Here is a 10,028-nt window from a genome sequence, read left to right as displayed (position 1 = left end):
ACGCCTTTGCCTTTGGCGGCATGAACGCGGTACTGGCGCTGCGCGCGATCATGCCGCCAAAGGCAAAGGCGTTGGACAGCGCCACCGTGACCCGCGCATCGCGGGCCACATTGGGCACCACATCCAAAGCGCAGTCGGGGTCGGGCTCTTCGTAGCCGATGGTGGGGGCGATCACCCCGTCGCGCAGGGCCATGATGCAGGCCAAAAGCTCTACCGCGCCGGTGCCGCCGATCAGATGCCCATGCATCGATTTGGTCGAGCTGATCATCAGCCTGTCTGCATGGGTGCCGAACACATCCGCCACCGCCGCACATTCGGTTTTATCATTGGCTGCCGTGCCCGTGCCATGAGCATTGATATAACCCACCTCCTCCGGATTGATCCGGGCGTCGTCCAACGCGCCTTTGATCGCGCGAGCAGCACCCGCCTTGGACGGCATCACAATGTCCGACGCGTCAGAGGACATGGCAAAGCCCGATACTTCGCACAGGATATCAGCCCCGCGGGCGCGGGCGTGGTCATACTCCTCGAACACGAAAATGCCTGCGCCTTCGCCCTGCACCATCCCACTGCGATTGGCAGAGAACGGGCGGCAGGCGTCGCGCGACATCACGCGCAGCCCTTCCCACGCCTTGACCCCGCCAAAGCACATCATGGATTCCGAGCCGCCAGTGACCATCGCCGGTGCCATCCCGCTGCGGATCATCGTAAACGCCTGCGCCATCGCGTGGTTCGAGGACGCGCAGGCGGTTGAAACGGTGAAGGATGGCCCCTTGAGGTGATGCTCCATGCTCACATGGCTGGCGGCGGCGTTGTTCATCAGACGCGGCACCACAAAGGGATGCACGCGGTTTTTCCCTTCGGCATAGACCGCACGGTAGTTATCGTCCCATGTGCTGACGCCGCCGCCCGCTGTGCCAAGCACCACGCCGGATTTCGCCGAGAGCTCTCCTTTGAACTCTAGCCCCGATTGGCGGATCGCCTCCGCCGCGGCGGCAAGGGTGAACTGGGTGAACCGGTCATACAGCGCGATCTTCTGGCGGTTATACTGGCTTTCGCCGTCAAACCCGTGGACCTGACCGCCGATCTTGATCGACAGCCGATCCACGTCGCGGAAATCAAGCGGCCCGATTCCGCACACCCCGTTGCGCATGGCCGCAAGCGTATCGGGCACGTTCAATCCCAGCGGATTGACCGTGCCCGCCCCCGTAATCACGACACGTTTCACGCGTCAGGCCTGCTCGGCGCGCAGCCGTTCCACCCCTGCGACAATGCTGGCCACGCTAGAGATATCGAACCCCGTAGCATCCGGCTGGTTCGCGTTGAACGGCACCGATACGTCAAATGTCTCTTCAATCGCGAAGATGCTTTCGACGATGCCCATGCTGTCGATGCCAAGGCTTTCGAGCGTGCTGTTCATGGTGACATCCGATGGCGTCAGAAACGCTTGATCGGCGATAATGCTGATGACCTGATCTTTGATGTTCATCCTAAGTCTCCGTCAGAACGGGCCATGGATCGGCCCTAGCTTGTCTCACTGTCTTTGGAGGTGCCCATCTGGGATTTTAACGCCGCCACATCGCGAAGCAAGCGCGGCAAACGGCGCAGCGCTTTGTAGCCTTCGATCTGCTTGCCCATCTCTGTCGCGGGATAGCCCAGCAACGAACGGCCCGCGGGCGCGTTGGACAGGATCTTGGTGCCGCCGCCCGCGATCACCCCGTCGCCGATGGTGATATTGTCGCTGACGCCCACCTGTCCCCCCAGCACCACGTTGTCGCCGATGGTCACGGAACCGGCGATACCGACCTGCCCGCACAGCAGACAGTTTTTGCCGACCACAACGTTATGCCCCAGATGCACGAGGTTATCGAGCTTGCTGCCGTCGCCAATCACGGTGTTGCGAATGGTGCCGCTGTCAACCGTGCAGTTCATACCGCATTCCACGTCGTTCCCGATCGTCACACTTCCAAGGGTGTGAATACGGGTCCATTGTTGCGCTTTTGTGTCGCCGCGATCACCAAGAGTCTTGCGCGTCTGTTCCACCGTGCTGGGCTCAGCCGTCACGAACGAAAACCCGTCGCCGCCGATCCGCGCGCCCGGTTGCGCGATGAAATCATCGCCGATGCGCACCCGCGCGCCGATGCTGACGTGATCGCGCAGATAAGCGTTCTTACCCAGAACCGCGTCTGTCCCAATGTAGCACTGCGGCCCGATGACAGAGCCAGCGCCGATTTTCGCGCCTGCCGCCACAATCGTCAATGGGCCGACAGAGACGTCCTCGGCCAGTTCGGCAGTCTCATCAATAATGGCAGAGGGGTGGATGCCAGCCCCGAACCCCTGCCCCGGATCCATCATGCGGGTCAGTCCCGACATGGCAAAGCGCGGACGGTCCGGCAAGATGGCGGCGTTCAACCCCATCTCTTGCCAATCAGCATCGGGCCAGAGCATGGCCGCGCGGGCCGATCCGTCAGACAGCGATTGTGCGTATTTGGGGCTCATGGCGAGCGCGAGATCGTCGGGGCCCGCGTCTGCCGGCTCTGCCAGTTTGGCAATCGAAATGGACGTATCGCCGACCGCTGGCAAGCCAAGCGCGTCGGCGATCTGTTGGATGGTGTAGGTCATGTGCGGTCTCCCCTTGTCAGGGACGAGTTAACCCTGAACCGCGCCCAATGCCACCCCCGCCTTGCTTAGCGCATCCCAGATACGGCCATCGCGACCATAGATGTCGGCGCGATACTGCGTATGGCCGCGCGGTGTGGTGAAGGCGGTGCGGTAGATGATGTGGACCGGCACTTCGGTATCCAGATGGACGAAAGTCTCGCGGCCTGTGGCCAGTTGCCGTTTGAAATAGGCGACAGGATCAGCGGCTTGCGGGGCCAGCAGCGTATAGGCGAAATCAAACGGATCGGCGAGCCGCACGCAGCCGTGGCTAAAGGCACGAACGTCGCGGTCAAACAGGCTCTTGGAGGGCGTGTCGTGCAGGTAGATGTTGTATTTGTTGGGGAAAATGAACTTCACCAACCCAAGCGCATTGGTCCGCCCCGGCTTTTGGCGCATGCCATAGGGGAAGGTGCGCGCTGTATAACGGCTAAAGTTCACAGACCCACGGCTGATGATCCGGCCACGATTATCGATCAGATCAATATGACCAGCTGCATTGGGGTTGCGCTGCATCGACGGCAGATATTCCTTGGTCACGATCGACCGCGGCACCGTCCACGTCGGGTTGATGACGATATATTCCATCACATCCGAGAATTCAGGCGTCAGACGGTCCGATTGGTTCGCCCCCACGACCGAGCGTGTCTCGAAGGTGACCTGCCCGTTATCGACGATGGACGCGGTGAAGGCGGGGATATTGACCAGCACGTGACGTGCGCCGCGTTCCTTGTTTAGCCAGCGTTCACGCTCCATCGCGACGATGACGGATTGCAGCCGCGTCTCGACGCTCTTGTTGATCTCGGCCATGGTGCCGGAGCCGGCAACGCCGTCCTCATTCAGCCCGTGATCTTTTTGAAAGCTGCGCACCGCCTCTTGCAACGTGGCGTCATAGGTCATCACGTTGGACCGTTTCAGATACCCCATCGACATCAACCGGTTGCGCAGCGCGACCACTTGCGTGCCTTGCGCCCCGGGCTTGAGCGAGGATGCAGGCACCGCGGGGCCCCAACCGCCTTGGGTCAGCAAATGCTCCATCCGCAGCTTTTCACGCATCAGGGCGTTATACTCCATCGTCCGCGGGCGCAGATTGCGTAGGAACGGCGTGGGATCGGAAGAAATGAAATCGGTGATATAGGTCTGACGGTCGCGGTATGGCACTTCGCGCACGATGGACGGATCAATGCGCGACGGCACCAGCACACCGGTTTGCAGATCACGGGCGTATTGCAGGAAAACGCGCGTCATCTCGACCTCGGCCAGCCCGCGATCCCGCGGGGTCTGCGCGTTTTTGAGCTTTTCCATCAGCCCTTGAGGGTCATAGCGTGCGACGGGCAGCCCGTGCAAATCAGCCGCGCGGATCGCTGACATAAGTGCGGCACGTCGGGCGCGCTGTGTCTCTGTCGCTTCGGTCCAGATCGGTGCATAGCCGTGGGTCCGGTAGTAGGCGGCGATATCCTCATCCCGCGCGGCGGCTTCGGCAACGGCCTGTTTGAACGCGGTCACCTGCGCAAAAGCGGGTTGCGGCGCTGTAAAGAGTGTCAGAGCGGTGGCAGCAGCCCCCAGAAAACCTGCCATGCGGCGAAATTTCCGCGATTGAATGCTTAAAATACGAGTCATTGATTCCCCCGAAATCGGTGAGCTTTGGATTTCCTAGATAGGCAGGGAACCCTATGCTCTTGTCCAATAACAATGCCCGTGAACTGAAAACTAAGGATAAATTGATGCTTATCGGCATCGCCCCTGTGGCAAAAATGAACAACCAACTGAGGGTTGCGCAAAAATTCGCCTAAATTTGTTGATGGATGGAACCTTTTCGATTCAGCACTTGGTTCAAGAATCGCGCTATGCCATAAATTGTTGCATCTGGGGATCGATGGAAAACTCCGTGTAACATCATGGAACCAAAGGCAGAAGACGGGACATACAATCAATGACTGGTAAGAGCACTTCGGGCATGACCCGGCGCTCCGTATTGGGCGCATTCGCAGCGACGGCCGTAGCAGCGGCACCGACCTTCGCAAACGCAGCAGGATTTTTGCGTGGGGCCGGCGATATTCGTCGCATCAAGATGTATTCCGGCCGGACCGGCGAACGCATCGACATGATCTATTGGATCGAAGGCAACTACATCAAAGATGCCGTATCCGAGCTGAACTATTTCATGCGTGACTGGCGTACCGATGGCGTCAAATCGATGGACCTGCGCACCGTGGACATTATGGCCGCGTCGCATAACCTTCTGGATGTGTCCGAGCCCTACATGCTTCTATCCGGCTACCGCAGCCCGCAGACCAACGCGATGCTGCGTTCCAGATCGCGCGGTGTGGCCAAGAACTCACTCCATATGCGTGGTCAGGCGGCTGACCTGCGTCTGGCATCGCGTTCGGTGAACCAGATGGCACGTGCGGCGATTGCCTGCAACGGTGGCGGCGTTGGTCGCTATTCCGGCTCTAACTTCGTGCATATGGATTGCGGTCAGGTGCGTAACTGGGGCGGCTAAGCGCCAGAGGACGACCACGGAAACAAAGCGCCCTCGGGCGCTTTTTTCGTTTTAAGACAACGCGCTATTCGATCTCTTTCGCTCAGCCGATCCACACGAGCGTCACCCAGGCCAGCACGCCATAGCGCAATGCCTTGCCGATGCCGACGATTGCGACGAAGGACCACAGCGGCTCTCTTAGCACCCCTGCGGTGACGGTCAGCGCATCGCCGACAACCGGAAACCAGCTGACCAGCAGCGACCAGCGGCCATAGCGCGCATACCACATCTCGGCCCGCGCCATTTGCGACGGGGACGCAGGAAACCAGCGCTTGTGCTGGAACCGCAGCACCGCGTGCCCCAGCCCCCAATTCACCACCGACCCCAAGACATTGCCCACCGTGGCAACCGCCAGCAACCCCAGAACCCCGTGCTGGCCATGGATCATCAGCCCGACCAGCACCGCTTCGGATTGCATCGGTAGAATCGTCGCTGCAAGAAAGGCGACCGCGAAAAGGCTCAGGTAACCGGTCATTGACGCGCCCGAACCAACGGGCATCTGACGACCCGTTCGGGGCATCGAAACCGATCACCGTAGAGGCGGAATATATCGTAAGGGGGGTATGGCGGACAGACAGGGATTCGAACCCTGGAGACGGTCTCCCGCCTACACACTTTCCAGGCGTGCGCCTTCGACCACTCGGCCACCTGTCCATTGAGGGGGTGTTTAACGTGACCTGCAGGCGGGGTGCAAGGGGTAAAACGCGCGAAATTCAACAAGATTTCAATGCACCGTTCAGCTGTCGAGATGGACGTAGATCCGACGGGTGCCGCGCCCCTTTTTCTCAATCTTGCCAAGGCGTACCGCGCCAATCTCTCCGGTGCGGGCAACGTGCGTACCGCCGCAGGGCTGCAGGTCGATCCATGCGTCACCCTCTCCGATTTGCACCAGACGCACGTTGGCCGCCGTGACCGGTGGTGCGACGGATAACGTCTTGACCAACTCAGGCGCGGCTTGCAATTCCTCTTGGGTGATCCAGTGATCCGTGATCGGCAAATCCTGCGCGATATAGGACGCCAACGCGTCCTCGATGCCGTCGCGATCCTCTGGCGCATCGGCAAGGTCAAAGTCGAGCCGCCCATGCGTGGCAGAGATTTGCCCTCCCACCACGGGGAACGGCACGACCACGGACAACAGATGCAGCAGGCTGTGCACCCGCATATGCCGGTGCCGGCGGTCCCAATCCAGCTTCTGCGTGACATGGGTGCCCGGCTGGGGGATTTCCTCGGGCTCGGCCGGAACCAGAATGATGGACCCGTCCAGCCCCTTGACCGTTGTCGCGATCGGCATGCGCTGCTTGTCCCAGTTCAGCCAACCGCTGTCCCCCGGTTGCCCGCCGCCCGTGGGATAGAACACCGTCCGGTCCAGCACGATCCCGCCCTCGTCGGTGATGGCGATGACTTTGGCGGCGCTGTCGCGGGCATAGGCGTTGGTGAGGTAGATCGGCTCGTTCAACTGTCCTCTCCATCCTGCTTAGAGGGTTTTTCGCCCGCGCGGGTGCGCAGCCATACGTCCCGCTGGGGAAAGGGCACCTCGATGTTTTCGGCGGCAAAGCGTTCGACGATGGCGTGATTGATATCGCTTTTGACCGACATCATCCAATTCACGTCCCGCAGGAAGGCACGGATCTCGAACTCCAGCGCGTCGGCCCCGAAACGCACCAGCAGCACATTCGGCGCGGGGTTCGCAAGCACCAGCGGCTGGTCCTCCGCGATCTCGCGCAGGATCGCTTCGACACGGCGGGTATCAGTGCCATAGGCCACCCCGACCGAAATGATGACCCGCCCCACGGTATTGCCACGGGTAAAGTTGGTCACCGTACCGCTGACAAGATCGGCGTTCGGGACAATGACATCGGTGCGGTCAAAGGTTTCGATCCGCGTGGACCGCACCGAAATATCGCGCACATAGCCGGACTTGCCACCGACCTCGATCCAGTCGCCTTCGGAAATGGGGCGTTCGATCAGCAGGATGATCCCCGAGACGAAGTTGCTGACGATGTTCTGCAGACCGAAACCGATACCAACCGACAGCGCACCGGCAACGATGGCGAGCGAGCTAAGGTCAATGCCCGCCCCCGTAATCGCGGCCAGCGCGGCCAGAAAGATCCCGACATAGCCCAGCCCAGACAGCAGCGCGTTCTGCCCGCCGATGTCGATCTTGGTCTTGGGCAGGACATTGCTGCGCAGCGCCCCCTGCAGCAGCCGCGTGAGCAGATAACCGATCGCAAAAATCACCGCGAAGGCCAGCAGGTTCGACGGCGAGATCTGGCTTTCCCCGATGGTGAAACCGCGCGAGAATGCGGCCCATAACTCGGTCAGGTCCGCGACCCGTGCGCCCCAGACCAGCGCAAGCACAGGCATCGCCAGTAACAGCAAAATCAGACCGAAGAACAGCGGCATCAGCGCTTCGCGTGCGGCAATGCCCTGCCCCGTGATCGCGCCATAGACATCCGCAGAAAAGCGTTGCAGCGCCATGACCAGCCCCAGCACGGCTAGTGTCGTCACATAAGGGCGCAGGATCGCATCCGACAGATCCTGATAGCCAAAGGCATACAGCAGCGGTGCCACCACAGAGACCGCAATAGCCCCCAGCCCGGCACCGCGTACAACCCGCGCATGAGACGATGCTTTGGTCATGCCATCGGCGTCTGGCGTATCCTCTTCGGGTTCACGGTAGCTGCGCAGGATACGACCGATCTGGAACAGCGCGAGACTGGTCAGCACCGCCAGCGGGAATTGCACTACCGCGCGGGTCGCCAAGCTGGGGTCGCCGATTTCAAGCACCGTCAGCGCCACGATCGACAGGATCATCACGAAGGTGATCGCGTTCACGTAGAGCCGTGCGGATTTACGTTGCTGTGCAGACAGCGGCAAAAGCGCTTCGTCTTCTTCGCGGGCAAAGACCCGTTCGGACACCCAGCGGAACCCGAAGATAAGCAGGCCAATCAGCGGCAGCAATTCAACGACCTGTGTCGCGCGTGCGCCCAGAAAACCCGATTGCCGTGCCGCGATGGTCAGCAGGTAGAGCCCTACCAGCGGGAACAGGATGCGCAACAGGGAAACGACAAAGCGCCAGATCCCCATGCCGCGCGCCTGATGAACGCGCAGGGTATGCGCAATCTTCATCGCCCAGACACGGCCGCGGAACAGCAAGAGCAAGCCGGCAATACCTGCGAAGAAAACGGTCGGCAGGTTGTTTTCCAACGTATTCAGCGCGCTGTCCGTATCCTGTTCAGCACTTTCCTGCCAGAAAGCGGCAAACGCATCCTGCATCTCGACCAGCGCGGGGCCCCAATAGGCGGGGTTCAGCGGCGACGGCGTGGTGCGCAACAACCGTTCGGTCTGGCGTTCGCGAATGATCTTGTCGATCTCGCGCACCAGCCCGTCTGCGCGCAGAAACTCGCGCTCTGCGATCTGCACGGGGGCCAGTAGGGTGTTCAGCTGCTGGTTGATGTCGGCGCGGGTCTTGGCCACCTCTGGCGCTTCGGGTTCGGCATTTTCGCCCTCGGGCGCTGTGCCCAAGGCGGCAAGCTGGTCGCGCAGCGCGGCGATACGTTCAGCGTTCAGCGAGCGCGCGGCCTCGAACTCGGACCGGTAGTTGACGATACGCCCGCGCAGGCTGTCGAGCTCGGAAGTCGGTGTGTCGGCCTCTTCAACCGATTGTTCCGCCTTGACCGCAACACTATCCCATTGCTCCGCCGTTTCTTCGACGTCGGTCTGCGCGAAAGCCGCGGTCGTCAGGCAAAGCGCCAGAAGACCGCAGGCCAGAAGCCCCCTGAGCGTCGCGATCATTGGTCTTCGAAGACGCCGGGAATGGATTGTGGGGCGCGGTCCAGCCAAGCGGGCACGGGCAGATCCTTTTCGCGCAGGAAGTCGGGGTTGAACAGTTTCGACTGATAGCGCGTGCCGAAATCGCACAGGATCGTCACGATGGTATGCCCCGGCCCCATATCCTTGGCCAGACGCACCGCACCGGCGACGTTCACACCCGACGACGCCCCAAGGCAAAGCCCTTCGTGCTGCAGCAGGTCAAAGACATAGGGCAGCGCCTCTGCGTCCGAGACGTTATAGCTGAAATCGGGCGTGAACCCTTCGAGGTTCTTGGTGATGCGGACCTGACCGATACCTTCAGCGATTGATCCGCCTTCGGCGACCAGTTCACCCTTGGTGTAGTAGTTATGCAGCGCGGCCCCGTCCGGGTCGGCAATCGCGATTTTCACGCCTTTGGGCTGCAACGCCATGCCGATCCCGGCCAGCGTGCCGCCGGATCCTACCGCACAGCAGAACCCGTCAACCTTGCCGCCGGTCTGCTCCCAAATCTCGGGGCCGGTGGTTTCGATATGCGCCTGACGGTTGGCGACGTTGTCGAACTGGTTGGCCCAGATCACACCTTCATTCGTGGTGCGCGCCAGTTCATTGGCGAGCCGTTCCGAGTAGCGCACAAAGTTGTTGGGGTTGCGGTAGGGTGCCGCGGGCACCTGCACCAGCTCGGCCCCGGCAAGGCGCAGCATGTCTTTCTTTTCCTGACTTTGCGTTTCAGGAATGACGATCACGGTTTTGAACCCCATCGATGCGCCGACCAGTGCCAACCCGATACCGGTGTTGCCTGCCGTGCCTTCGACAATCGTGCCGCCGGGTTTCAGCGTGCCCTTCGCGATGGCATCCTGAATGATGAACAGCGCAGCACGGTCCTTGACCGACTGGCCGGGGTTCATGAATTCTGCCTTGCCGTATATCTCGCAGCCGGTTTCCTCGCTCGCCTTGCGCAGACGAATAAGAGGGGTGTTGCCAATGGCCTGCGCCAGATCAGATGCGACGTGCATGG

At 61.0% G+C, this 10,028-nt stretch carries 9 protein-coding genes and 1 tRNA gene; 1 reads left to right on the top strand and 9 read right to left on the bottom strand.

From position 1 onward, the window contains the following. The 4 genes from B4F27_RS12600 to B4F27_RS12585 form a co-directional block, all read right to left on the bottom strand. Positions 1-1,228: beta-ketoacyl-[acyl-carrier-protein] synthase family protein (locus tag B4F27_RS12600; RefSeq protein WP_286759843.1), on the bottom strand; the 1,228-nt coding region annotated here is incomplete at its 3' end. Between the two features lie 3 nt (positions 1,229-1,231). Further along, entirely contained in the window at positions 1,232-1,489 is a 258-nt protein-coding gene (locus B4F27_RS12595; RefSeq protein ID WP_009824672.1) for an acyl carrier protein, read from the bottom strand. A gap of 35 nt (positions 1,490-1,524) precedes the next feature. Beyond that, positions 1,525-2,622 (bottom strand): UDP-3-O-(3-hydroxymyristoyl)glucosamine N-acyltransferase, encoded by a 1,098-nt coding sequence (gene lpxD, locus B4F27_RS12590; RefSeq protein WP_286759842.1) that lies wholly within the window; start codon positions 2,620-2,622, stop codon positions 1,525-1,527. Between the two features lie 27 nt (positions 2,623-2,649). Continuing rightward, entirely contained in the window at positions 2,650-4,236 is a 1,587-nt protein-coding gene (locus B4F27_RS12585; protein ID WP_286759841.1) for a L,D-transpeptidase family protein, read from the bottom strand. A gap of 379 nt (positions 4,237-4,615) precedes the next feature. Here B4F27_RS12585 and B4F27_RS12580 point away from each other — a divergent pair, with 379 nt between their 5' ends. After that, positions 4,616-5,161, top strand: coding sequence for a YcbK family protein (locus tag B4F27_RS12580; protein ID WP_005853653.1), 546 nt, complete (start codon positions 4,616-4,618; stop codon positions 5,159-5,161). Between the two features lie 82 nt (positions 5,162-5,243). On the opposite strand, the gene B4F27_RS12575 is transcribed toward B4F27_RS12580, so the two are convergent. From B4F27_RS12575 to B4F27_RS12555, 5 genes are all read right to left on the bottom strand, one after another. Further along, entirely contained in the window at positions 5,244-5,699 is a 456-nt protein-coding gene (locus tag B4F27_RS12575; protein WP_244268836.1) for a YqaA family protein, read from the bottom strand. 65 nt (positions 5,700-5,764) lie between these two features. Further along, a tRNA-Ser gene (locus tag B4F27_RS12570) sits at positions 5,765-5,854 on the bottom strand. A gap of 82 nt (positions 5,855-5,936) precedes the next feature. Beyond that, entirely contained in the window at positions 5,937-6,656 is a 720-nt protein-coding gene (locus B4F27_RS12565) for an alanyl-tRNA editing protein (protein WP_286759840.1), read from the bottom strand. After that, positions 6,653-8,995, bottom strand: coding sequence for a DUF3772 domain-containing protein (locus B4F27_RS12560; RefSeq protein ID WP_286759839.1), 2,343 nt, complete (start codon positions 8,993-8,995; stop codon positions 6,653-6,655). Before B4F27_RS12560 ends, B4F27_RS12565 begins: the two co-directional genes overlap by 4 nt. Continuing rightward, a complete protein-coding gene (locus B4F27_RS12555; RefSeq protein WP_005853660.1) occupies positions 8,992-10,026 on the bottom strand; it encodes a cysteine synthase A in 1,035 nt (344 codons plus the stop codon). Before B4F27_RS12555 ends, B4F27_RS12560 begins: the two co-directional genes overlap by 4 nt. Between the last annotated feature and the right edge of the window lie 2 nt (positions 10,027-10,028).

The organism is Sulfitobacter sp. UBA1132 (assembly GCF_002311545.1).
Lineage (GTDB): Bacteria > Pseudomonadota > Alphaproteobacteria > Rhodobacterales > Rhodobacteraceae > Sulfitobacter > Sulfitobacter pontiacus.
Note: the sequence above shows the minus strand (reverse complement) of the source record. Positions and strands in the feature narration are given on the sequence as shown.